Raw genomic sequence first — 22,322 nt, forward strand, 5'->3', positions numbered from 1 at the left:
TCAGGCTGACGTTGACGCATGACTCTGACCTGAGACGCTGAAGTAAAGGATTGCCCTGATGCTACGCCTCTTCGCCGTTTTCTTGCTGGTTTGCGGCCTGCTGACTCCGGCGTTGGCGCAGCAGGCCACGGTCACCCCGCGCGCTGAAACCGGCGGGGCGCAAACGCTTGATGATATCCTGCGCCGGCAAGCCGAGCAGAAGGTCGACGATTCATTCCGGCGCAACGAAACCGGCGACCCCGAGTCCGCCGCGCCGACGACAGCGCCCCTTGGCACGCTGGGCGGGCAGTCCGATCCCGATCTGTGGCGCGCGCTGCGCTACGATACGGCGGACGTGACCACCCAGGCGCGCGGGCCCGCGTCCAAAACGCTGATTCAGGATGGCGGGATGTGGTGGCTGAAATTCCGCGAAGGTCCGCTGCTGATATACGGCGCGGCGCTTTTGGGCGCCACATTGCTGCTCTTGGCGCTGTTTTACCTGATCCGTGGACGTATCCGTATCGAGGGAGCGAAAACCGGCCGCACGATCACCCGGTTTACCGGGGTTGAGCGGTTTGGCCATTGGCTGTTGGCCGCCTCGTTCCTTATCCTCGGCGTGACCGGCCTGATATCCCTCTTCGGGCGCAAGGTGCTGATCCCGGCCTTTGGGCACGAGGCCTTCTCAATCCTCGCGATCGGGACGAAGTGGATACATAACAACGTCTCCTGGGCATTCATGCTGGCGCTCGTCATCATCTTCGTCTTTTGGGTCATCCACAATCTGCCGGACCGCACGGACCTGAACTGGCTGGCCAAAGGGGGCGGTATTTTTGGGAAAGGCCATCCGCCCGCCAAGAAATTCAACGCGGGGCAGAAACTGATCTTCTGGTCAGTGATCGTGCTGGGCGGGTCGATCTCGGTCTCCGGCCTTTCCCTGCTGTTCCCTTTCGAATTCAACATGTTCGGCGCGACATTTGCGAAACTGAATGACTGGGGCGTGCCGGGGTGGTTTGGTGCGGACCCGCTGCCCTATCCGCTGTCACCGCAGGAAGAGATGCAATATGCCCAGCTGTGGCATGCGATCGTCAGTCTGGTTCTGACGGCCATCATCTTTGCGCATATCTATATCGGCAGCATCGGGATGGAAGGCGCGTTTGACGCGATGGGCAGTGGCGACGTCGAGGAGCAGTGGGCGCGCGAACATCACAGCCTCTGGGTGGACGAGGTGCAGGACGCCGAAATTCGGCAAGGCAGGAAAACCTAGGATGAAAGCGTTCTTGATAGCAATGGTGGCACTCGTGGTCATCACAATCGGCGCCAACCTGATCCTGACGCAGGCTAATTTCTCGTCCGAGGCCGCCTCGGCCTCATCGGGAAATGTTCGGATCGAGGACTAGGCTCGGAATCCGAAAATTGACGTGCGTTGACCTTGGCCGCGCGGCTGCGGTTTCTCCTGCCGAAGTGCTGCGAAGCGGCACGGGTACGATCGACGCCGCCTCTCTCAAAGCGCATCACATGGCATTGCCTCGCGACGCGCTTTAGACGAGGCGCGAGGTTTCCACTGCCGCGCGGACGAAATCGCTGAAGAGGGGGTGCGGCGCGAAAGGCTTGGATTTCAGCTCGGGATGGAATTGCACGCCGATGAACCACGGATGATCCGCCCATTCCACGATCTCGGGCAGGCGACCATCGGGTGACATGCCCGAGAAATGCAATCCGCACTCCTCCAGCTTCTCTCGATACTTGGTATCCACCTCATAGCGGTGGCGGTGGCGTTCCTCGATTGCGGTGGTGCCATAGATCTCGGCGACGCGGCTGCCCTCCTTGAGCGTGGCGTCATATGCGCCAAGACGCATCGTGCCGCCCTTGTCGTCAGTGACCTTGCGTTTGACCTTGGCGTTGCCCTGGACCCATTCCTTCAGATGGTAGACCACCGGCTCGAACCGCCGCACATCGGCCTCGTGGTCGAACTCCTCCGAGCCTGCGGTTGCGATGCCCGCGACATTGCGCGCCGCCTCGATCACGGCCAGCTGCATGCCAAGGCAGATGCCCATATAGGGGATCTTGCGTTCGCGCGCGAATTGGGCCGCCTTGATCTTGCCTTCGGTGCCGCGCTCGCCAAAGCCGCCGGGCACGAGGATGGCGTGGAAGCCTTCGAGATGCATCGCGGGGTCTTCGGTGTCGAAAACCTCGGCATCGACCCATTCCACGTTGACCTTGACCCGGTTGGCCATGCCACCATGGGTCAGCGCCTCCTTGATGGATTTATAGGCATCCTCAAGCTGGGTATATTTGCCGACGATGGCGACATTCACTGCGCCGTCGGTATTATGAATCCGGTCAGCCACGTCCTGCCAGATGCTGAGGTCGGGGCGCGGGGCGGGCGCAATCTGAAACGCGTCCAGCACAGCCTGATCGAGGCCTTCGCGGTGATAGGCCAGCGGCGCCTCGTAGATCGACTTGAGATCATAGGCGGCGACCACGGCCTCCTTGCGGACGTTGCAGAACAGCGCAATCTTCTCGCGCTCCTTTTCGGGGATCGGATGCTCGGACCGGCAGACAAGGATGTCAGGCGCGATGCCGATGCTCTGCAATTCCTTGACGCTGTGCTGGGTCGGCTTGGTTTTCAGCTCGCCGGAGGCGGCCAGGTAGGGCAGCAACGTCAGGTGCATGAAGATGCATTGCCCGCGCGGCTGGTCATGGCTGAACTGGCGGATCGCCTCGAAAAAGGGCAGCCCCTCGATATCGCCTACGGTGCCGCCGATCTCGCAGAGCATGAAGTCGACCTCGTCCTCGCCTACATGCAGGAACTCCTTGATCTCGTTCGTCACGTGGGGAACCACTTGGATCGTCTTGCCCAGATAGTCGCCACGCCGCTCTTTCTCCAGCACGTTGGAATAGATGCGGCCCGAGCTGACAGAATCCGTCATGCGGGCAGGGACGCCGGTGAAGCGCTCGTAATGCCCAAGGTCGAGGTCCGTCTCAGCGCCGTCATCGGTGACGAAAACCTCACCATGCTCGAAAGGGCTCATCGTGCCGGGATCGACGTTGAGGTAAGGATCCAGCTTGCGCAGCCGCACCGAGAAGCCGCGCGCCTGCAGAAGGGCACCAAGAGCAGCCGAGGCAAGGCCCTTGCCCAAAGACGAGACGACACCGCCGGTAATGAAGATGTAACGAGCCATTGGGTGGCGGTCCCCCCGTGTTTATGGGCCGCGCAATCGGGCCGGATCTTGTGCAAAATCGGCGTCAAAAAACCGCAGCACCACGGGACTTGAGCCATAGAGGATTCGGACGCGGCGCGCAACCGCGCCGCAGCAGGATAAAGGGCCGCATCGCTGGGGCCCGGATCACGTGAGTGGATTCAGTCGGCGGTCGGCAGAACCGGCGCGTCATCGCCAGCGGCCGGGGCCAGCGGCGCGGTCAGACCTTCATCTGCCGGAGCCTCGTCACGGGCAGGTGCGTCCGTCAGGCGGTCCAGCACCGAAGAACCTGCCGAGTTGCTGGCCGCGATCACCGTCAGCACCATCGAAGTGCAGATGAAGGCGCCTGCAAGGATCCACGTCACCTTGCCCATCGCCGTGCCGGACGAGCGGCCGGCCACGCGGCCGCCTGCACCGCCACCGCCGCCCATGCCCAGCCCGCCCCCTTCGGAGCGCTGAAGCAGCACGGCGCCGATCAGCGACAGCGCCAGAAGCAGGTGGATGATAAGAACGACGTTTTCCATTGAACGGCCTGCCGGATAGGGAAATCAGAAAATCTGACCCGGTATCTATGGAATTTCAGGCGCCCCCGCAACCCGCCATCGGCAGGCTGGCACGAGGCGCGCGCGCTTTGCGCTTACTCACTGACATCGTCCATGTCCGACTGGCCCGAGAGGCGGCGGCGCAGATGGCTCCAGCTGAGGCCGATGCCAAGAACCAGCGACAGCGCGATCAGCGCCAGCCAGACGATCTGGGAGGTGTCCCTGAGGGTCAGCAGTCCGTAATCATGCAGCACCCACAGGCCCGCCGCGGTGATGGCCAGCACCATCGTCATGCCAAAGCCTCCGATCGAACGCAGCGTCGCACGCAGGTAGACGACATAGACGACCAGCAGCAAGAGACCGGCCAGCACCACCAGCGGCAACTGCTCATCATAGCTTTGCCGCGCCCAGACCACGTAGTTCCACGGCGTGGGGTTGAACGTGGCGGTCAGCAGCACGAAGGCGATCAGCCAGCGCAGCGCGAATCCCATATGCGTCTCCTTATCTCAGCGCGGGTTTGCCTTGGGCGCCGCAGAGGGGCGAGCGGCGGGCAGGCGTTGGGGTCAATGGGACATGACGCGCGGCGACTGTCCAGTGCCGCGCCCCATTTAGAGGTTTCGCCCGCCACGGCGCACCGTTATACCGGCGCGGGTTTTATCCGTAATGACAAGAGGTCCGGCATGGCAAACGTGGTGGTCGTGGGCGCCCAATGGGGCGACGAAGGCAAGGGCAAGATCGTCGATTGGCTGAGCGAGCGCGCCGATGTCATCGCCCGGTTTCAGGGCGGGCATAATGCCGGTCACACGCTGGTCGTGGATGGCAAGGTCTACAAGCTGAACGCGCTGCCCTCTGGCGTGGTGCGCGGCGGCAAGCTGAGCGTCATCGGCAATGGCGTGGTGCTGGACCCCTGGCACCTCGTTGCCGAGATCGAGAAGATTCGCGAGCAGGGCGTCGAGATTTCCCCCGCGACGCTGATGATCGCCGAGAATACGCCCCTGATCCTGCCGATCCATGGCGAGCTCGACCGCGCCCGCGAGGAAGCGGCCAGCAAGGGGACCAAGATCGGCACGACCGGGCGCGGCATCGGGCCGGCCTACGAGGACAAGGTGGGGCGCCGCTCGGTCCGCGTAGCGGATCTGGCGGATGCCGCAACGCTCGAGGCGCGGGTGGACCGCGCACTGCAACACCACGATCCGCTGCGCAAGGGGCTTGGGATCGAGCCGGTGGATCGCGACGCGCTGATCGCACAGTTGCAGGAGATCGCGCCGGCGATCCTCGAATATGCCGCCCCCGTCTGGAAGGTGCTGAATGATCAGCGCAAGGCCGGCAAGCGCATCCTTTTCGAGGGCGCGCAGGGCGCGCTTCTGGATATCGACTTCGGCACCTATCCCTTCGTCACCTCGTCCAACGTGATCGCGGGTCAGGCGGCGACGGGTGTCGGCGTGGGGCCGGGGGCCATCAACTACGTGCTGGGCATCGTCAAGGCTTATACGACCCGCGTGGGCGAGGGGCCGTTCCCGACCGAACTGGACGATGAAAACGGTCAGCGTCTGGGCGAGCGTGGCCATGAGTTCGGCACCGTCACGGGCCGGAAGCGGCGCTGCGGTTGGTTCGATGCGGCCCTCGTGCGCCAGACCTGCGCCACCTCGGGCGTCAAGGGCATCGCGCTGACCAAGCTGGACGTGCTCGACGGGTTCGAGACGCTGCGTATTTGCACGGGCTACGAACTGGACGGCAAGACGCTGGATTACCTGCCGACCGCCGCCGACCAGCAGAGCCGTTGCAAGCCGATTTATGAGGAAATGCCCGGCTGGTCCGAGTCGACCGAGGGCGCACGCAGCTGGGCCGATCTGCCCGCCGGAGCCATCAAGTATGTGCGCCGCGTCGAGGAATTGATCGACTGCCCCGTCGCGCTACTCTCTACCTCTCCCGAGCGGGAGGATACGATCCTGGTGACCGATCCTTTCGCGGATTGACACCTGAAGCGGCGAGGACTCCATGGCCGGGACAAAGTTGAGCTACAAGGCGCGGCGGCGCTGGTCACTGGTGATCCTGCTGATCGGCCTGCCCGCCTATATCGTGGCGGCGATCAGCCTCATCGCCTGGCTGCCGGACATGCACGGAGTCGTGACATTCCTGGTCTATGTGATCGTTGGCTTTGCCTGGATGCTGCCGCTGAAATTTGTGTTTCTGGGGGTTGGCCAGGCCGACCCTGATGCGCCCCGTCCCGAGGATGACGCCCGCTGACGCGGCGGGATTTGAGTATTTTCGCCAAGATGAAGCGGGGACCAGACGCGCAGGGGCGATGCTTTGCGTCGTGGCCGCTTCAATGGCTCTGCAGTCATTGAGGTACGGTGGAGGTCATCCGGGCACTTAGGCGCGTCCGTTTTTCAATCGGCATGTGGAGGTGCGCGCCTGAGGGATCGGCGCGCGGGGACTGCTTTCCACCGGCTACGCACTCTCGTGGGAATTCGTGGGATGAAGCTGGCGCGCGCGCCGTGTCAGATGACCTCCCGCATTCGATCAGCTGTCGAATAGGTGCGAATCCCTAGTGTTTCTCGAGGAACGGCGACTCGCACGGCACGGATTCGCGGCGGCGGGCCTGCCGTTTCTTTCGATTGCGCGACTGGTTGTCAAAAATCTGGGAAATCAGGGGAAATAATTATGTCACCCAAGCTGACGCTAAATATGGTGTTGCGATGCGTGTTCTGGACTAGGTAAAGCGTAACTTCACGATTCTGTGTCACATGATCTTGTTTTGTACCCATGTGGATAACTACATCCAGTGGTCTGTGCGTGCATTTTTTTGTTGCGTGCCATGAATTCCCATGCCATCCCTATAAGCGTGATGAGGGCGGGACGAAGACAAGGGACACCAAACGATCCCGAATAAAACAACCAAAGTCAGGTTTCATACAGGCATCTGCCTTCATCCAAAACGAAGAGATCCGGCGCGCAGCGAGCAGACATCCCCCCAGGTGGCGCGCGTAGCTGGACACCCCGCAAATGCGGGACGAGGGCGGCGGATCGAGCAGTGGCAGCAGCTCGATCCGTCGTTTTCGTTTGAGCGGCGGATACGGCAAACGAGGCAGGGCGAGGGACGCCAAGCGTGGCACGCAGGTTCAGAGGCGAAAGCCATCACAAGGTGGATGCGAAGGGCAGGGTCTCGATCCCGGCCCTTTTCCGCCGTGTGATCGAAGCCTCGGACCCGAACTGGACCGACGGCCTCGCGCCCGAGCTGGTCATCGTCTACGGCGATCACCGCCGCAATTATCTGGAATGTTACACCGTCGAGGCCATCGACGAGGTCGATGCCAAGATCGACGCGATGCCGCGCGGCTCGATGGAGCGCAAGATGTTGCAGCGGCTTTTCCACGGCCAATCCTTTCCCACCACCGTCGACGATACCGGGCGCCTCGTGCTGCCCGCCAAGCTGCGCGCGAAGATCGGCCTCGAGGGCGAGGCGTTCTTTATCGCCGCGGGCGATACGTTCCAGATCTGGAAGCCCGAGACATACGAGGCCGAAGAGGCCGCCAAGACCGAGGAATGGCTGGACGAGCTCCCTGACGATTTCGATCCGCTGATCTTCCTGGACGGCGCCAAGGGGGAATAGGCGATGTCGACGGCTGCCACTTCCTCCGATGATGCTCCTCATATCCCCGTTCTGATTGCGCCACTGATTGACGCGGCATCGCCGATCACCGGCACGTGGCTGGACGGCACGCTGGGCGCGGGCGGATATACCCGCGCGCTGCTGGAGGCGGGGGCGTCCAAGGTGATCGGCGTGGACCGCGACCCGGCAGCGCTCAAGTTGGCCGAGGCATGGGCCGCGCCCTACGGCGACCGGGTGGAACTGGTAGAGGGCGTGTTCTCGCGCCTCGATGAGTATGCAAGCGATCTGGACGGCGTCGTGCTGGACCTTGGCGTCAGCTCGATGCAGCTGGACCAGGCCGAGCGCGGGTTTTCCTTCATGCGTGACGGGCCGCTGGACATGCGGATGAGCCAGGATGGGCCGACAGCCGCCGATCTGGTCAATACCGCCGAAGAGGGCGAGCTGGCCGATATCCTCTATCTTTATGGCGAAGAGCGGGCGAGTCGCCGTATCGCCAAGGCCATCCTGCGGAGGCGCGCCGAGGCGCCCATCACCTCGACCCTCGAGTTGGCCGAGGTGATCGAGAAATGCCTGCCGCGCTCGAAACCCGGTCAGGCGCATCCGGCCACGCGCAGCTTTCAGGCGATCCGCATCGCGGTGAATGACGAATATGGTGAGCTGATCGGCGGGCTTGAGGCGGCTGAGCGCGCGCTGAAGCCCGGCGGGGCGCTGGCCGTCGTGACCTTTCACTCGATTGAGGACCGCATGGTCAAACGGTTCCTGCAGGACCGCTCGGACGGGGGCGGGGGCGGTAGCCGCCACGCGCCGGCCCAAGAGACGCGCCCGCGACAGTTTACGCTGGCCAGCCGCAAGGCGATTACCGCCGACAAAGATGAATTGGCGGCCAATCCGCGCTCGCGAAGCGCCAAATTGCGCGTGGCGATCCGCACGGATGCGGCGCCGGGGGTTACGGACCGCAAGGCATTGGGCATGCCATTGCTCAAAGGGGGGAAGTGATGCGCAGTTTTTTCTACGTTCTCAGTGCACTGGCCGTGATCGGCCTGGCCTATTGGGCCTATCACGAGAATTACCGCACCCAAGCCGCGATCAGCCATGCCGAGCGGCTGGAGGGGCGGATTGCCACCGCGCGCCAGCGCCTGCGCGTGCTCAACGCCGAATGGGCCTATCTCAACCGACCCGACCGCCTGCGCGAGCTGGCGGATATCAACTTTGACCGTCTCGGCCTCATGCCGCTTGAGGCGCAGCAGTTTGGCCGGATAGACGATGTGGATTATCCGCCCGAGGTAGACCTGCGCATTGATTTCTCGGGCTCGGTCGAGGTCAGTAATCAGCCTTCCGAGGAGATGGCAGAATGATTCGCACGCCGCTGCGCCCGCTGGCGCGTATCCTGCCCGCCCGCGCCAAGGGCGAAAACCCCGACGCGATCGAGCGCGAGAATATTCGCCTGCGCCACGAGGCCATGCGCGACAAGGCGCGCCGCCGCGCCGAGGGGCGGCTTCTGGTGCTGGGGGCGACGTTTTTCTGCGCCTTTGCCGTGATCGGCCTGCGCATGGGCGTTCTGGCCCAGACCGAGCCTGCCGAGCCGCGCACCAGCGCGGCGGGCGCCGGTATCCTGGCGCAGCGCGCCGATATCGTGGACCGCGCGGGGCGCATCCTGGCGACCAATTTCGACACGCATAGCCTCTATGCCCAGCCGCAGCAGATGATCGAGCCGGAAAAGGCGGCCAAGGCGCTGGTCCAGATTTTTCCCGATCTGAAGGAGGAGCGCCTGCTCAAGGATTTCTCGGGCAAGCGCAAGTTTCTGTGGATCAAGAAGAAAATCAGCCCCGAGCAGATGCAGGCCGTGCATGATATCGGCGAGCCGGGGCTTCTGTTTGGTCCGCGTGAGATGCGCCTTTACCCCAACGGCACGCTGGCCGCGCATGTGATGGGCGGGGCTGGCTTTGGCCGCGAGGGCGTGCATGCCGCCGAGGTGATCGGCGTCGCGGGCATCGAGAAATATTTTGATGACCGCTTGCGCGATCCGGCTCAGAATCACGAGCCGTTGACGCTGTCGCTGGACCTGCCGGTGCAGGCCGCGGTCGAGCGTGTACTGGCGGGCGGCATGAGCATCATGAACGCCAAGGGCGCCGCCGCTGTGCTGATGGATGTGCAGACGGGCGAGGTGATCTCGATCGCGTCGCTGCCGGATTTCGATCCAAACGACCGTCCGCGCCCTCTGGTGCAGGGCAATGCGGCGGACAGCCCGCTCTTCAACCGGGCGGTGCAGGGGGTCTATGAGTTGGGCTCGACCTTCAAGATATTCACCACGGCGCAGGCGATGCAGCTGGGGCTGGTCAGCCCGTCGACCATCATCGACGCGACCCCGCCCATGCGTGTCGGCGGCTTTCCCATTGGCGAGTTCAACCGCAAGAATTACGGCATGATCAGCGTGTCGGACGTGATCGTGCACAGCTCGAACCGGGGCACGGGACGCATCGCGCTGGGCATCGGGGCAGAGCGTCAGCAGGACTTCCTGAAATCGCTCGGCTTCTTCAAGCCCGTCGATTTCGAGATGATCGAGGCCAGCGGCGGCCAGCCCCTCTTGCCGAAGCGTTGGACCGAGCTGTCGACCGTGACCATCTCCTACGGTCATGGCCTGTCATCCAGCCCGCTGCACCTGGCCGCGGGCTATGCCGCAATCGCCAATGGCGGGCGCTATGTCAAGCCGACGCTGCTGAAGCAGGACGGACCGCAAATGGGCGAGCGCGTCATGTCCGCCGCCGTTGCCGCCGAGTCGCGCAAGATGCTGCGCGCGGTGGTGACCAACGGCACCGCCTCCATGGGCGAGGTGCCCGGCTACAAGGTGGGCGGCAAGACCGGAACGGCGGACAAGCCCAAGGAAAACGGCGGCGGTTATTACGAGGATAAGGTGATCGCCACCTTCGCCTCGATGTTCCCCGCCGATGATCCCAAATACGTGCTGGTGGTTACGCTCGATGAGCCGGTCGAGACATCCGGGGACAAGCCGCGCCGCACGGCGGGCTGGACGGCGGTGCCGGTCGCGTCCGAGATCGTGGCGCGCGTGGCACCCCTTTTGGGCCTGCGCCCCGAGATTGAAGAGATGCCCTTGACTGATGTAACGCTGACATCCATGGCAGACGGCGACTAGGCAGCAGGCGAGGCGGGCAGAGTATGAGCGGCGGGCAGGCAAGGACATTGGCGCAGCTGGGGATTGCGGCCAAGAACGGCGCGCAGGCCAAGGTGACGGGACTGGTGATCGACAGCCGCCAGGTGCGCGATGGCAGCCTCTTTGCCGCGCTGCCGGGCACGCGGGTGCATGGCGGCGAATTTATCCAATATGCGCTGCGCATGGGCGCGTCCGCCATCCTGACCGATGCTGAGGGCGCGAGAATCGCCAAGGATGTGCTGGCCGGATCCAACGCCGCGCTGGTCGTGACCGAGGATGCGCGCGCCGCGCTCTCCTGCGCCGCCGCGCTCTGGTTCGGCGCGCAGCCCGAGGTGATGGTCGCGGTGACCGGCACCAATGGCAAGACATCCGTCGCCAGTTTCACGCGCCAGATCTGGCAGGCGATGGGACTTGAGGCGATCAACGTGGGCACAACCGGCGTCGAGGGCAGCTATGCCGCGCCGCTGGCGCATACGACGCCCGATGCAATCACCCTGCACAAGGTGCTGGCGGATGCCGCCCATGCAGGCGTCACCCATGCCGCGATGGAGGCGTCGAGCCACGGCCTCGATCAGCGCCGCCTCGACGGGGTGCAACTGGTCGCCGCCGCCTTCACCAATTTCAGCCAGGACCATCTGGACTATCACCACACGTTCGAGGCCTATTTCGATGCCAAGGCGGCGCTTTTCACCCGCGTTCTGCCCGAGGGCGGCGTGGCCGTGATCAACATGGATGATCCCAAGGGCGCCGACATGGCCGATCTGGCCGAGGCGCGCGGTCAGGACGTGCTGCGGGTGGGGCGGCACAACACGGCGCAGCTGCGGCTGCTCAGCCAGCGCTTCAATCCGACGGGGCAGTCGCTGCGCTTTTCGTGGCTGGACGAGATCCAGCAGATCGATCTGCCGCTGATCGGCGGGTTTCAGGGCGAAAATCTGCTTGTTGCCGCAGGCCTTGCCATCGGCGCGGGCGCGGATGCGAACCGCGTGTTCCAAGTCCTGCCCGAGATGCAGACAGTGCGCGGCCGGATGCAGCTGGCCGCGACACGGCGGAGCGGCGCGGCGGTGTTCGTCGATTTCGCCCATACGCCTGATGCCGTCGCCATCGCGATCGAGGCGCTGCGTCCGCATGTGCAGGGCCGCCTCGTTGCCATCATCGGTGCGGGCGGTGACCGCGATGCGAAGAAACGCCCCCTGATGGGGCAGGCGGCGGCGCAGCACGCCGACCTCGTGATCGTCACCGACGACAACCCGCGCAGCGAAGACCCCAGTGCCATCCGCGCCGCCGTGATGGAAGGCTGCCCCGAGGCCGCCAATGTCGGCGACCGCGCCGAGGCCATCCTGCGCGGCGTCGATGCACTGGGGCCCGGCGATGCGCTGCTCATTCTGGGCAAGGGCCATGAGACGGGCCAGACGGTTGGCACTGACGTTCTGCCCTTCGACGACGCCGAGCAGGCCAGCGTCGCGGTCATGGCGCTCGATTCTGCCCAAGCGGGAGAGGGCGCGTGACCCTCTGGACGGCGAGGGAGGCCGCGGCTGCCACCGGGGGCCGCCTTCAGGGCGATTGGACGGCGAATGGCGTGTCCATCGATACCCGCACATTGTCGCCCGGCGATATCTTCGTCGCCCTCGCCGCCGCCCGCGACGGGCATGAGTTCGTCGCGCAGGCGCTGAAGGCGGGCGCCGCCGCGGCGCTGGTCAGCCGGGTTCCCGAGGGCGTCGGCGAGGATGCGCCCCTTCTCATCGTGCCGGATGTGCTGGAGGCGCTGGGCGCGATGGGCCGCGCGGGCCGCGCACGGACGGAGGCCCGCGTCGTTGCGGTGACCGGTTCGGTGGGCAAGACCTCGACCAAGGAAATGCTGCGCGATGTTCTCTCGGCTCAGGGCCGCACCCATGCCGCCGAGGCCAGCTACAACAACCATTGGGGCGTGCCGCTAACGCTTGCGCGGATGCCGCGGGACACGGAATTCGCCGTTATCGAGATCGGCATGAACCATCCCGGCGAGATAGGCCCGCTGAGTAAAATGGCCCGCCCGCATGTGGCGATGATCACCACCGTCGCCGCCGCCCATCTGGAGGCGTTCGACAATATCGAAGGCATCGCCCGTGAAAAGGCGGCCATCTTCGAGGGGCTGGAGCCCGGCGGCACCGCGATCATCAATGCCGATCTGCCCACGACGCCGATCTTGGTCGAGGCGGCCAAGCGGGCTGGCGCGCGGATCGTGCCCTTCGGCATCGCCAGCGACATGTATCATCTGGACGATGTCAGTCTGGCCAATGACCGCACCATCGTGCGCGCCAATCTGGGCGGCGCGCCAGTCATCTTCAAGATCAGCTCGGCGGGCCGTCACTTTGCGATGAACGGTCTTGGCGTGCTGGCTGCCTGCGACGCGCTGGGCGCCGACACGGGCCTTGCCGCGCCCGATCTTGCGCGCTGGCAGCCACCCGCCGGGCGCGGCACCCGCGAGGTGCTTGAGCTGGACAGCGGCGACGAGGAGTGGACGCTGGACCTGATAGACGACGCTTTCAACGCCAACCCCACTTCGATGGCAGCCGCGCTTGAGGTGCTGGCGGCCAGCACCCCGCGCGACAATATAGGACGCATCGCCAAGGGCCGTCGCATCGCCATCCTCGGCGACATGCTGGAACTGGGCGAGGGCGAGGCCGAGATGCACCGCGCACTGGTGGAGCTGCCGCACATCGGCGCGTTGACCACCGTGCACTGCGTCGGCCCCCGCATGCGCGCGCTGTGGAAGGCGCTGCCGCGCGCGCAAAGAGGGCGGTGGCACGAGACAGCCGAGGAACTGGCGCTCAAGGTGCATGGCGTGATAGACGCGGGCGACGTGCTGCTGATCAAGGGATCGAAGGGCAGCAAGGTGAGCGTCATTGTCGACGCTCTGCGCAAATCGCGGCGGGCAAACTGCCCCCAGACGAGGGATGATTGAATGTTGTACTGGCTCACCGCCCTGTCCGATGGCGGCGATTTCTTCAATCTTTTCCGTTATATCACGTTCCGCACGGGCGGCGCCTTCCTGACGGCGCTGATCTTCGGCTTTCTGTTCGGCCCGCCGCTGATCAACGTCCTGCGCAAGCGGCAGGGCAAGGGGCAGCCTATCCGCACCGACGGGCCTGAGGGGCATTTCGACAAGGCGGGCACGCCGACCATGGGCGGGCTTTTGATCGTCGGCGCGCTGCTGACCTCGACGCTGCTCTGGGCGCGGCTCGATAACCCCTTTATATGGGTCGTCCTTTTCGTCACGATCAGCTTTGGCGCCATCGGCTTTGCCGATGATTATGCCAAGGTGTCCAAGCAGAACCACAAGGGCGTTCCCGGCAAGCTGCGCCTCGCGCTCGGCTTTCTCATCGCCGCCATCGCGGCCTATTGGGCATCGGCCTATCACCCCGAGGCGCTGCAATACCAACTGGCGCTGCCGGTCTTCAAGGATACGCTGATCAATCTGGGCCTCTTCTTTGTGCCGTTTTCCATGATCGTGATCGTTGGCGCGGCCAATGCGGTGAACCTTACGGACGGCCTCGACGGGCTGGCGATCATGCCCGTTATGATCGCCTCGGCCACTTTGGGCGTCATTGCCTATGTCGTGGGCCGCGTCGATTTTACTGAATATCTCGATGTGCATTACGTGGACGGCACCGGCGAGATCCTGATTTTCGTCGCGGGCCTTGTCGGCGGCGGCCTTGGCTTTCTGTGGTACAACGCACCGCCTGCCGCCGTCTTCATGGGCGACACCGGATCGCTCGCCCTTGGTGGCGCACTGGGCGCGATTGCCGTGGCCACCAAGCACGAGATCGTGCTGGCCATCGTCGGCGGCCTCTTCGTGGTCGAGGCGCTCAGCGTCATTATTCAGGTGCTCTACTTCAAGCGCACGGGCAAGCGCGTGTTCCTGATGGCCCCGATCCACCACCATTATGAGAAAAAAGGCTGGGCCGAACCTCAGATCGTCATCCGCTTCTGGATCATCGCGCTGATCCTCGCGATGATTGGTCTTGCGACGCTGAAGGTGCGCTAGGCGCAGGTTCCGGGGGGAAAGCCATGATACCAGTTCGCGGATACGAGGGCGCTCGGGTCGCCATTCTCGGCCTTGGCCGCTCGGGCCTGTCGGCGGCGCGCAGCCTTGAGGCGGGGGGCGCCACGCCTGTCTGCTGGGACGATAACGAGGCCGCGCGGGACAAGGCCGAGGAATACGGGCTGGAGGTTCTGGACCTTGGCCGCGAGGGCGCGTTTCACGGCATCGCGTGCCTGATCGTCAGCCCCGGCATTCCGCATCTCTACCCGGCGCCGAACCGAATCGTGGCTGCCGCGCAGGCGGCGGGCGTTCCGGTGGACAATGATATCGGCCTTTTCTTTCGCAGTTTCGCGGGCGCGGAGTGGAATGATTTTGACCAGCCGCCGCGCGTCATTGCCGTCACGGGGTCCAACGGCAAATCCACGACCGCAGCGCTGATTCATCACATCCTGCGCGAGGCGGGGCGCGATGCGCAGCTGGCGGGCAATATCGGGCGCGGCGTGCTGGATATTGACCCGCCTCAGGATGGCGGCGCCGTGGTCCTGGAGCTGTCGAGCTATCAGACCGAGCTGGCCCGCGCCCTGACGCCCGACATCGCGATCTTTACCAACCTTTCCCCTGATCACCTCGATCGTCATGGCGGCCTTGGCGGGTATTTCGCGGCCAAGCGCCGCCTCTTTGCCGAGGGCGGGCCGGACCGCGCCATCATCGGCGTGGACGAAGCCGAGGGGCGTTTCCTCGCCGGGCAACTGAGCGAGGGCGCGGCGGATGACCGGGTGATCCGGGTCTCCGTTGCGGAAAAGCTCACCGGCCCGGGCTGGCAGGTCTTTGCGCGCAAGGGGTTCCTCAGCGAGTATCGCAAGGGTCGGCAGGCGGGCAGCATCGACTTGCGCCCCATCAAGGGGTTGCCAGGCGCGCACAACCACCAGAACGCCTGTGCTGCCTATGCGGCCTGCCGCGCCATCGGCCTCGCGCCCCGCGTGATTGAACAGGCCATGCATTCCTATCCCGGCCTGCCGCATCGCAGCCAGGTGATCGCCGAGGCGCATGGCGTCGCTTACGTCAATGACAGCAAGGCGACCAATGTTGACAGCGCGCTGAAGGCGCTGCAGGCGTTCAGGAGCATCCGCTGGATCTGTGGCGGGCTGGAGAAGCAGGGCGGGCTGAGCGCGCTGGCCCCCGCACTGGGCAATGTGGCCTGCGCCTATGTCATCGGGCGCGAGGCCGCGCATTTCGCGATGCAACTGGAGGGGATCGAGGCGCAGGTCTGCACCACCATGGCCGAGGCCGTGCGCCGTGCCCATGCCGAGGCGCAGCCGGGCGATACCGTGCTGCTGGCGCCAGCCGCCGCCAGCTTTGACCAATATGACAGTTTCGAGCGGCGCGGCGAGGATTTCGCCGCCTGCGTGGCCGCGGCACTCGGCTCTGGTCAATAGCGGCTGCGCGCGCTATCTCGGGCGGCGAACGTTTCCAGAGATTTCTTGGGGGTCACATGCCCGATAGCACAGCCTACAGAACGCCCGGCCCGGTCGAAGCCGACCTGCGCACGGCCATGTCGAGCACCGAGGAGATCATTGCAGAGGCGCGCGCGGGCCGGATCTTTATCCTAGTCGATCATGAGGACCGAGAGAATGAGGGCGATCTGGTGGTGGCCGCCGAATTCGCGACGCCCGAGGCGATCAACTTCATGGCAACGCATGGCCGCGGCCTGATCTGCCTGCCGATGACGGCCGAGCGGGTGGATCGCCTGGGCCTGCCAATGATGGCCGTCAACAATTCCTCGCGCCACGAGACGCCCTTTACCGTGTCGATCGAGGCGCGCGAGGGCGTGTCTACAGGTATCTCGGCGCCCGACCGCGCGCATACCGTGGCCACCGCCATCAACGAGCAGAACACGATGGCCGCGCTGGCGACGCCCGGCCATATCTTTCCGCTGCGTGCGCGGCAGGGCGGCGTGCTGGTGCGCGCCGGTCATACGGAGGCTGCCGTCGATATCGCGCGGCTGGCGGGGCTGAACCCCTCTGGCGTGATCTGCGAGATCATGAAGGCCGACGGCACCATGGCGCGCCTGCCCGACCTGATCGAGTTCGCCAAGGAACACGGGCTGAAGATCGGCACGATCAGCGATCTGATCGCCTACCGGCACAAGCACGACAACCTCGTGCGCGAGCTGCGCCGTGAAAAGGTGACCGCCCATATCGGCGGTGAGTGGGAGATGCGGATCTTTGCTGATCAGATCAGCGGGACCGAGCATGTCGTGCTGGTGAAGGGCGATCTGACCGACGGTGCGCCGGTTCTGGCACGCACGCATGCCCTGAATGCTCTTGAGGACGTGCTGGGAATTGGCGGCGCGCCCGCGGGCAAACTGCGCAGCGCGATGCAGATCATCGCGGACGAGGGGCGCGGCGCTATCTTCCTCTTCCGCCAGCCCCGGCCCGAACTGGCCGAGGAGCTGGACGAGGACGGCCCGCGCACCATCAAGCATACCGGCCTTGGTGCGCAAATCATGTCGACCATGGGCATCCACGAGCTGATCCTCGTGACCGACAATCCCGAGACGCGCTATTTGGGCCTTGACGCTTATGGCATCTCGATCACGGGCACGCGCCCGCTCAGCAAAGGATAAGGCGATGGCCGGCACCGAATATACCATGCCCCGCGCAGAACTTGAGAGGCCCGCGAAACTGCTGATCGCCGTCGCGCCCTTTTACCGTGACATCGCGGACAATCTGATCAAGGGCGCCGTGGCCGAGATCGAGGCGACGAGCGCGACTTATGACCTGGTCGAGGTGCCCGGCGCGCTGGAGTTGCCCACGGCCATCGGCATCGCCGAGCGTCTGAGCAATTTCGACGGCTATGTTGCCCTCGGCTGCGTCATTCGCGGCGAGACGACGCATTACGAGACGGTCTGCAACGATTCCAGCCGCGGCATTACCCTGTTGGGTCTGCAAGGGGTGTGCATCGGCAACGGCATCCTAACGGTTGAAAATCGCGATCAGGCCGAGGTGCGGGCCGATCCCGCGCGCATGAACAAGGGGGCAGGGGCCGCCGCCGCCGCCTTGCATCTGATCGCGCTGACCCGTAAATGGGGCGCGCCGCGCAAGGGCGTCGGCTTTATGCCCGGCGCGGACGAATTGCAGATTGCGGGCAAACCCAAGGATACTCCCACGGCATGACAGACGCGGCATCTATTTCCGGCAATCAGCGGCGCAAGATGCGCTCGGCCGCGCGGCTCTATGCCGTGCAGGCGCTGTTCCAGATGGAGCATTCGGACCAGAATGTGAATTCCGTCTATCTGGAATTCCTCGATCACCGTTTCGGCGCGGAATTCGATGACGAGACCGATATGATCGAGGGGGATCAGGATCATTTTCGCATGGTTCTGGACCGCGCCGTCGATCAGCAGCGGCCCATCGACCAGATGACCGACCGCGCGCTGGTGGCCAAATGGCCGATCGCCCGGATCGACCCGACCCTGCGCGCGCTGTTTCGCGCCGCCGGGGCCGAATTTCTGGGCGATGAGACGCCCCCGCGCGTGATCATCACCGAGTATGTCGACGTCGCGACCAGCTTTTTCCCTGAAGGGAAGGAGCCGAAATTCGTCAATGCGGTGCTGGATCACATGGCGCGCGAGGCGCGGCCCGAGGCGTTCTAGCCCGCAGTCATGTTCCGCAACGAAAATGCGCCGCGTCCAAGCCGGACGCGGCGCTTTGCGTTTTTGCGGTGAGGGCGCCGCTCAGGCGTCTGCCATCATGCCTTTTTCCTGAGCCAGTTCGCGCATACGCTCCTGCAGCTTCTCAAAGGCGCGCACCTCAATTTGGCGAATGCGTTCGCGGCTGACATCATACTGCCCGCTCAGCTCTTCCAGAGTGACGGTCTGGTCGCTGAGGCGGCGCTGGGTCAGCACGTCCTTCTCGCGGTCGTTCAGCACGTCCATAGCCTCGGCCAGCATCTCGCGACGCGCGGTCAGCTCATCCCGCTCTTCGTAGTCGGTAGCCTGATCGGCGTCCTCGTCCTCAAGCCAGTCCTGCCATTGCATCGTGCCTTCGCCTTCGGAGCCGACCGTGGCGTTGAGCGACGCATCGCCACCCGACATGCGCCGGTTCATCGAGATGACTTCGGCCTCGGTCACACCCAACTGAACAGCGATTTTCTTGACGTTCTCTGGACGCAGGTCGCCCTCTTCGAGTGCGCCGATCTTGTTCTTGGCCTTGCGCAGGTTGAAGAACAGTTTCTTTTGCGCCGAGGTGGTGCCGAGCTTCACAAGGCTCCACGAGCGCAGGATGTATTCCTGAATGCTGGCGCGAATCCACCACATCGCATAGGTCGCTAGGCGAAAGCCCTTTTCAGGATCGAAGCGTTTGACAGCCTGCATCAGGCCCACATTCGCCTCCGAGATCACCTCGGCCTGCGGCAGGCCGTAGCCGCGATACCCCATCGCGATTTTGGCCGCGAGTCGCAGGTGCGACGTCACCATGCGGTGCGCCGCCTCAGTATCCTCCTGCTCGACCCAGCGTTTGGCCAGCATATATTCCTCTTCGGGCTCGAGCAGCGGAAATTTGCGGATTTCCTGCATGTATCGGTTCAGCCCGCCTTCCGGCGTCGGTGCCGGCAGATTTGCGTAATTTGCCATATCTTGCCCCTTTGCATGCCGTGATGTTTACGGCTTTAACATCTATTTGGGCGCTGCCTCGCGCGTTTTCAATGCGTGTCGCATCATTGACTTAACTTATCATGAACCGCGCTCGTTCCTTGCGCCAGCCATGTGACAGCGTGCTCACGCAACCGTGCTGGGATCGGGATCCGGTGTGAGGGCGGCAATCAGTTCGGTCATGTCGGCGGGCAGGGGGGCCTCGAACAGCATCTCTTCGCCGCTCAGCGGATGGGCGAACCCCAGGCTGGCCGCATGCAGCGCCTGCCGGCCAAACCCCTGCGCCATCGCGGCCCCGGCGGGCGGCAGCGCCTTCTGCGCCAGCTTGCGGCCCGCGCCATAGACCGGATCGCCGATCAGGCCGTGGCCCGCATAGGCCATGTGTACGCGGATCTGATGCGTGCGTCCTGTCTCCAGCCAGCATTCCAGCAGCGCACAGGCGCCCGGCGTGCCGAACCGTTCCAGCGTGCGGGCGCGGGTGACGGCATGCCGACCACCTGACCAGCACACGGCCTGCTTTTGTCGATCGGTGCGGTGGCGCGCCAGGTGCGAGACGATGCGCAGGATGTTGCCCGGCTCGAAATCCACGCCGCGCAGGCCGCGCAGGCGCGGGTCCGACGCCTCGGGCGTGCCGTGGCAGAGCGCGATATAGCGCCGCTGCGCCGTGTGTTTGGCAAACTGGGCGGCAAGCCCGTGATGCGCCGCATCGGATTTTGCCACCACCAGAAGGCCGCTGGTGTCCTTGTCAATGCGGTGCACGATGCCGGGCCGTTTCTGCCCGCCGACGCCGGACAGATCGCCACCGAAATGATGCAGAAGGGCGTTGACCAGCGTGCCGCCTGGCGTGCCGGGGGCAGGGTGGACGACCATGCCCGCAGGTTTGTTGACGACCAGCAGATCCGCGTCCTCGTAGAGGATATCCAACTCGATATCCTCGGGCAGGATATGCGTATCCTCGGCCACGGGCACGGTGATGACGACCTCGTCATCTTCGGCCACGCGTGCCTTGGGGTCGGTCACCACGGCGCCGTTGATGCGGATCTGCCCCTCTGCGATCAGCCTTGTGAGGCGCGTGCGCGACAAGGCCGCATCCTCAGGCACGTCACGCGCCAGCGCCTTGTCAAGGCGCGGCGGCGGGTCCATACCGATCCGCACAGTCAAAGAGGTCGAGCCCATGGATGAAGATCCCCAGATGCAGCCGGTCGATCCGGCGATGGTGCGATATCTGCGCGTGCTGGTCACCGTGCTGTCCGCGACCATGATCATCGGGTTCATAGTGATCGTGGCGCTCTTTGTCACCCGCTTCGCGCGCGGGGCCGATGTGACGCTGCCGGACGCAATCGCGCTGCCCGAGGGCGCCGCGCCTGCCGCTTTTACCCAAGGGGATGACTGGTATGCTGTGGTCACCGAAACGGACGAGATCCTGGTCTATGACCGCACCACTGGCCAGCTGCGCCAGACGATCCGCATCGACATTTCCCAATGAAGTGAGGGTGGTACCACCTCCCCGGCTCGAACGGGGGACCTCTTGATCCACAATCAAGCGCTCTAACCAACTGAGCTAAGGCGGCACTGGTGGCCGATTTAGCCCCGGCGCCGCATGATTGCAACCCAAAAGCGCGTGAATATGCGTGCCTGTTTGCCCTTGGCCGATGCCGTACGCAGGGGGGATGCGCCTTGCCAATCCGGGCGTGCCGGGCTATCCCCGCCGGCAGCGAAAAGGAGCCGCATCATGGGCATCAACAGCGAACGCGACGTCGAGGCCAACCTGCAGATCGGGCCGACTGATCAGGGCATGGTGCGAATCTATGTCGAATCGCAGGGCGTGGAGATCCCGATGGATTTCACCCCCGAAGAGGCCGAGGAGATCGCGGCCGAGATCATGGCCGCCGCCAAAGGCGCAGCGGCCTCTTGACATAAAGTCACACCTTCGGATCGCGCCAGCCTTGCAGGCGCCGCGCAGCGTCGCGGGCAAACTTGCGCGTGACGGCGGTGCGCCGTGCGCCGGCCAACCTGGTCTCCGGGCCCATCCGGATGATTTCGGCGCCATAGCCGTCGGCCCGGATCAAGCCGGTTTCCTCTGGGAGAATTTCAGCCGGGAAATTGGCATCGACGGCCCAGAAAAACCGGTCGGCCCAGTCCAGATAACCATGCCATTTGCTGTCGGACATGAAATCGGCGCGGCTGGATTTGCACTCGATCACCCATAGCTCACCCTTGGGTCCCAGCGCCATGACATCGACGCGGCGCCCCCGCTCGGGAACATATTCCTCAAGCGCAGCAAAGTTCATTTCGTCCAGATGGCGGCACACGCCGCGCGCCAAGATCTGGCCGGGCTGGCGGAGGATGAGAGACGTTTCCTGCATGGCCGCAATTATGAACAAAGGCCGAACATCTGCAACCCCTTGTCGTGGGCCCCGATGAGGCCTATCTCAGGCAGTGGCGGGTTCTGCCCTTCTCGTGATCGGTTTCATTCCAGTGGCCTTAATCACTTCCGAGGGAGCTGGCTCTGTCCTGGCCCTGGTCAGGTTACCCGGCGCCCACCTGTATATGCAGGCTCTCGGGAATGAGGAACCAAACGGTTGCGTGCGGGCCCGCCACTTTCGCGCAACCTTGATGACTGGCGCTCAACGGCGCTCGCGGCTGCGGGCCTCGACCGGGATGGGAATCATCTGGCCATCGTCGTACTCCCGGTGACCGCCGCCACCGCGCGGTCCGTGATCATCATCGTCCTTGCCACCATTGCGGGCCATGGCGCATTTCAGACCGGCAAAGACCGATCCGATCGCCAGCCACATCAGGGCTGCGGCGCTCCAGACACCGCCGGAGAGGGCCACGACATGCTGCAACTGACCGGTATCAAGCCAGAATAGCAGAGCCACCATCGCCGCCGCCATCGCAAAGCCTGCGACTGCGTGGCGGGCGTAGGCCCGTCCGAACTGGATGAGACTGGATTTTGGCATGTATCATCCCCCAATGATTGCTCTTTATTAAAAATAGTCTGGATACGCGGCAGCGCAAGCGGCCCGGCGATAATTAGCCGATATACCTTAACGTGATGTGGCCGTGGCTAGACAGCCACGGCGGGCATTGTCGTCGGCATGTTTGAGCCGGAGATTCCGCGCGCTTTTTCGATGTAAGAAAACG

At 64.3% G+C, this 22,322-nt stretch carries 24 protein-coding genes, 1 tRNA gene and 1 other RNA gene; 18 read left to right on the forward strand and 8 right to left on the reverse strand.

Annotation, left to right across the window (positions count from 1 at the left end; all coding sequences use genetic code 11):
* Positions 1-58 precede the first annotated feature (58 nt).
* Positions 59-1,243, forward strand: a complete 1,185-nt coding sequence (locus tag ACEWPL_RS08340; protein WP_393931265.1) for a formate dehydrogenase subunit gamma — start codon at positions 59-61, stop codon at positions 1,241-1,243.
* Between the two features lies 1 nt (position 1,244).
* Entirely contained in the window at positions 1,245-1,376 is a 132-nt protein-coding gene (locus tag ACEWPL_RS08345) for a hypothetical protein (protein ID WP_393931267.1), read from the forward strand.
* A 141-nt stretch (positions 1,377-1,517) separates the two neighbouring features.
* Here the strand turns inward: ACEWPL_RS08345 and ACEWPL_RS08350 are convergent, their stop codons facing one another.
* The 3 genes from ACEWPL_RS08350 to ACEWPL_RS08360 all read right to left on the reverse strand — a co-directional run bounded on the left by ACEWPL_RS08350 (position 1,518) and on the right by ACEWPL_RS08360 (position 4,212).
* Positions 1,518-3,161 carry a CTP synthase gene (locus ACEWPL_RS08350; RefSeq protein WP_393931269.1) on the reverse strand — a complete coding sequence of 548 codons (1,644 nt, stop codon included), beginning with the start codon at positions 3,159-3,161 and terminating at the stop codon, positions 1,518-1,520.
* A 179-nt stretch (positions 3,162-3,340) separates the two neighbouring features.
* Positions 3,341-3,703: a preprotein translocase subunit SecG gene (gene secG, locus ACEWPL_RS08355; RefSeq protein ID WP_393931271.1), complete on the reverse strand. Its 363-nt coding sequence runs from the start codon at positions 3,701-3,703 to the stop codon at positions 3,341-3,343.
* A 113-nt stretch (positions 3,704-3,816) separates the two neighbouring features.
* Positions 3,817-4,212 (reverse strand): DUF6524 family protein, encoded by a 396-nt coding sequence (locus ACEWPL_RS08360; protein ID WP_393931273.1) that lies wholly within the window; start codon positions 4,210-4,212, stop codon positions 3,817-3,819.
* Positions 4,213-4,401: 189 nt separating this feature from the next.
* Here ACEWPL_RS08360 and ACEWPL_RS08365 point away from each other — a divergent pair, with 189 nt between their 5' ends.
* The 13 genes from ACEWPL_RS08365 to nusB all read left to right on the forward strand — a co-directional run bounded on the left by ACEWPL_RS08365 (position 4,402) and on the right by nusB (position 18,179).
* A complete protein-coding gene (locus tag ACEWPL_RS08365; RefSeq protein ID WP_377168042.1) occupies positions 4,402-5,697 on the forward strand; it encodes an adenylosuccinate synthase in 1,296 nt (431 codons plus the stop codon).
* Between the two features lie 22 nt (positions 5,698-5,719).
* Positions 5,720-5,968 (forward strand): DUF2842 domain-containing protein, encoded by a 249-nt coding sequence (locus tag ACEWPL_RS08370; protein WP_393931276.1) that lies wholly within the window; start codon positions 5,720-5,722, stop codon positions 5,966-5,968.
* A gap of 862 nt (positions 5,969-6,830) precedes the next feature.
* Positions 6,831-7,334 carry a division/cell wall cluster transcriptional repressor MraZ gene (mraZ, locus tag ACEWPL_RS08375; protein ID WP_393931278.1) on the forward strand — a complete coding sequence of 168 codons (504 nt, stop codon included), beginning with the start codon at positions 6,831-6,833 and terminating at the stop codon, positions 7,332-7,334.
* A gap of 3 nt (positions 7,335-7,337) precedes the next feature.
* Positions 7,338-8,330 carry a 16S rRNA (cytosine(1402)-N(4))-methyltransferase RsmH gene (rsmH, locus tag ACEWPL_RS08380; protein WP_393931280.1) on the forward strand — a complete coding sequence of 331 codons (993 nt, stop codon included), beginning with the start codon at positions 7,338-7,340 and terminating at the stop codon, positions 8,328-8,330.
* A complete protein-coding gene (gene ftsL, locus ACEWPL_RS08385; protein ID WP_393931282.1) occupies positions 8,330-8,689 on the forward strand; it encodes a cell division protein FtsL in 360 nt (119 codons plus the stop codon). Before rsmH ends, ftsL begins: the two co-directional genes overlap by 1 nt.
* Positions 8,686-10,485: a peptidoglycan D,D-transpeptidase FtsI family protein gene (locus tag ACEWPL_RS08390; RefSeq protein ID WP_393931284.1), complete on the forward strand. Its 1,800-nt coding sequence runs from the start codon at positions 8,686-8,688 to the stop codon at positions 10,483-10,485. The genes ftsL and ACEWPL_RS08390 overlap by 4 nt, the downstream gene beginning before the upstream one ends.
* A 23-nt stretch (positions 10,486-10,508) precedes the next feature.
* Complete coding sequence (locus tag ACEWPL_RS08395) at positions 10,509-12,008, forward strand: UDP-N-acetylmuramoyl-L-alanyl-D-glutamate--2,6-diaminopimelate ligase (protein ID WP_393931286.1); 1,500 nt, start codon at positions 10,509-10,511, stop codon at positions 12,006-12,008.
* Positions 12,005-13,444 carry a UDP-N-acetylmuramoyl-tripeptide--D-alanyl-D-alanine ligase gene (locus ACEWPL_RS08400; protein WP_393931288.1) on the forward strand — a complete coding sequence of 480 codons (1,440 nt, stop codon included), beginning with the start codon at positions 12,005-12,007 and terminating at the stop codon, positions 13,442-13,444. Before ACEWPL_RS08395 ends, ACEWPL_RS08400 begins: the two co-directional genes overlap by 4 nt.
* Positions 13,445-14,527 carry a phospho-N-acetylmuramoyl-pentapeptide-transferase gene (gene mraY, locus ACEWPL_RS08405; protein WP_393931290.1) on the forward strand — a complete coding sequence of 361 codons (1,083 nt, stop codon included), beginning with the start codon at positions 13,445-13,447 and terminating at the stop codon, positions 14,525-14,527.
* 23 nt (positions 14,528-14,550) lie between these two features.
* The gene (gene murD, locus ACEWPL_RS08410; protein ID WP_393931292.1) at positions 14,551-15,960 is read left to right on the forward strand and encodes a UDP-N-acetylmuramoyl-L-alanine--D-glutamate ligase; all 1,410 of its coding nucleotides are present in this window, start codon (positions 14,551-14,553) and stop codon (positions 15,958-15,960) included.
* A gap of 56 nt (positions 15,961-16,016) precedes the next feature.
* A complete protein-coding gene (gene ribB, locus ACEWPL_RS08415; protein WP_393931294.1) occupies positions 16,017-17,150 on the forward strand; it encodes a 3,4-dihydroxy-2-butanone-4-phosphate synthase in 1,134 nt (377 codons plus the stop codon).
* Between the two features lie 4 nt (positions 17,151-17,154).
* Positions 17,155-17,700, forward strand: a complete 546-nt coding sequence (locus ACEWPL_RS08420) for a 6,7-dimethyl-8-ribityllumazine synthase (protein WP_393931297.1) — start codon at positions 17,155-17,157, stop codon at positions 17,698-17,700.
* Positions 17,697-18,179, forward strand: a complete 483-nt coding sequence (nusB, locus tag ACEWPL_RS08425; RefSeq protein WP_393931299.1) for a transcription antitermination factor NusB — start codon at positions 17,697-17,699, stop codon at positions 18,177-18,179. Before ACEWPL_RS08420 ends, nusB begins: the two co-directional genes overlap by 4 nt.
* 81 nt (positions 18,180-18,260) lie before the next feature.
* Here nusB and rpoH read toward each other — a convergent pair whose 3' ends face one another.
* Both rpoH and ACEWPL_RS08435 read right to left on the reverse strand, forming a co-directional pair.
* Positions 18,261-19,157 (reverse strand): RNA polymerase sigma factor RpoH, encoded by an 897-nt coding sequence (rpoH, locus tag ACEWPL_RS08430; protein ID WP_393931301.1) that lies wholly within the window; start codon positions 19,155-19,157, stop codon positions 18,261-18,263.
* Between the two features lie 144 nt (positions 19,158-19,301).
* Positions 19,302-20,351, reverse strand: coding sequence for a pseudouridine synthase (locus ACEWPL_RS08435; RefSeq protein WP_393931303.1), 1,050 nt, complete (start codon positions 20,349-20,351; stop codon positions 19,302-19,304).
* On the opposite strand from ACEWPL_RS08435, the gene ACEWPL_RS08440 reads away from it, so the two are divergent.
* Positions 20,350-20,661, forward strand: coding sequence for a DUF6476 family protein (locus ACEWPL_RS08440; RefSeq protein ID WP_393931305.1), 312 nt, complete (start codon positions 20,350-20,352; stop codon positions 20,659-20,661). The genes ACEWPL_RS08435 and ACEWPL_RS08440 overlap by 2 nt on opposite strands.
* A gap of 8 nt (positions 20,662-20,669) precedes the next feature.
* Here ACEWPL_RS08440 and ACEWPL_RS08445 read toward each other — a convergent pair.
* Positions 20,670-20,746: transfer RNA gene (locus ACEWPL_RS08445), tRNA-His, on the reverse strand.
* A 161-nt stretch (positions 20,747-20,907) separates the two neighbouring features.
* Here ACEWPL_RS08445 and ACEWPL_RS08450 point away from each other — a divergent pair.
* Complete coding sequence (locus ACEWPL_RS08450; protein ID WP_393931307.1) at positions 20,908-21,090, forward strand: DUF6324 family protein; 183 nt, start codon at positions 20,908-20,910, stop codon at positions 21,088-21,090.
* 7 nt (positions 21,091-21,097) lie between these two features.
* On the opposite strand, the gene ACEWPL_RS08455 is transcribed toward ACEWPL_RS08450, so the two are convergent.
* Positions 21,098-21,541: an MmcB family DNA repair protein gene (locus tag ACEWPL_RS08455; RefSeq protein WP_393931309.1), complete on the reverse strand. Its 444-nt coding sequence runs from the start codon at positions 21,539-21,541 to the stop codon at positions 21,098-21,100.
* A 77-nt stretch (positions 21,542-21,618) separates the two neighbouring features.
* Here ACEWPL_RS08455 and ssrS point away from each other — a divergent pair.
* Positions 21,619-21,774: non-coding RNA, 6S RNA (ssrS, locus tag ACEWPL_RS19525), on the forward strand.
* 28 nt (positions 21,775-21,802) lie between these two features.
* Here the strand turns inward: ssrS and ACEWPL_RS08460 are convergent.
* Positions 21,803-22,138 (reverse strand): hypothetical protein, encoded by a 336-nt coding sequence (locus ACEWPL_RS08460; protein ID WP_393931311.1) that lies wholly within the window; start codon positions 22,136-22,138, stop codon positions 21,803-21,805.
* Positions 22,139-22,322: the final 184 nt, after the last annotated feature.

Origin of the sequence: Roseovarius roseus (assembly GCF_043355935.2) — a bacterium.
Classification (GTDB): Bacteria; Pseudomonadota; Alphaproteobacteria; order Rhodobacterales; family Rhodobacteraceae; genus Roseovarius; species Roseovarius roseus.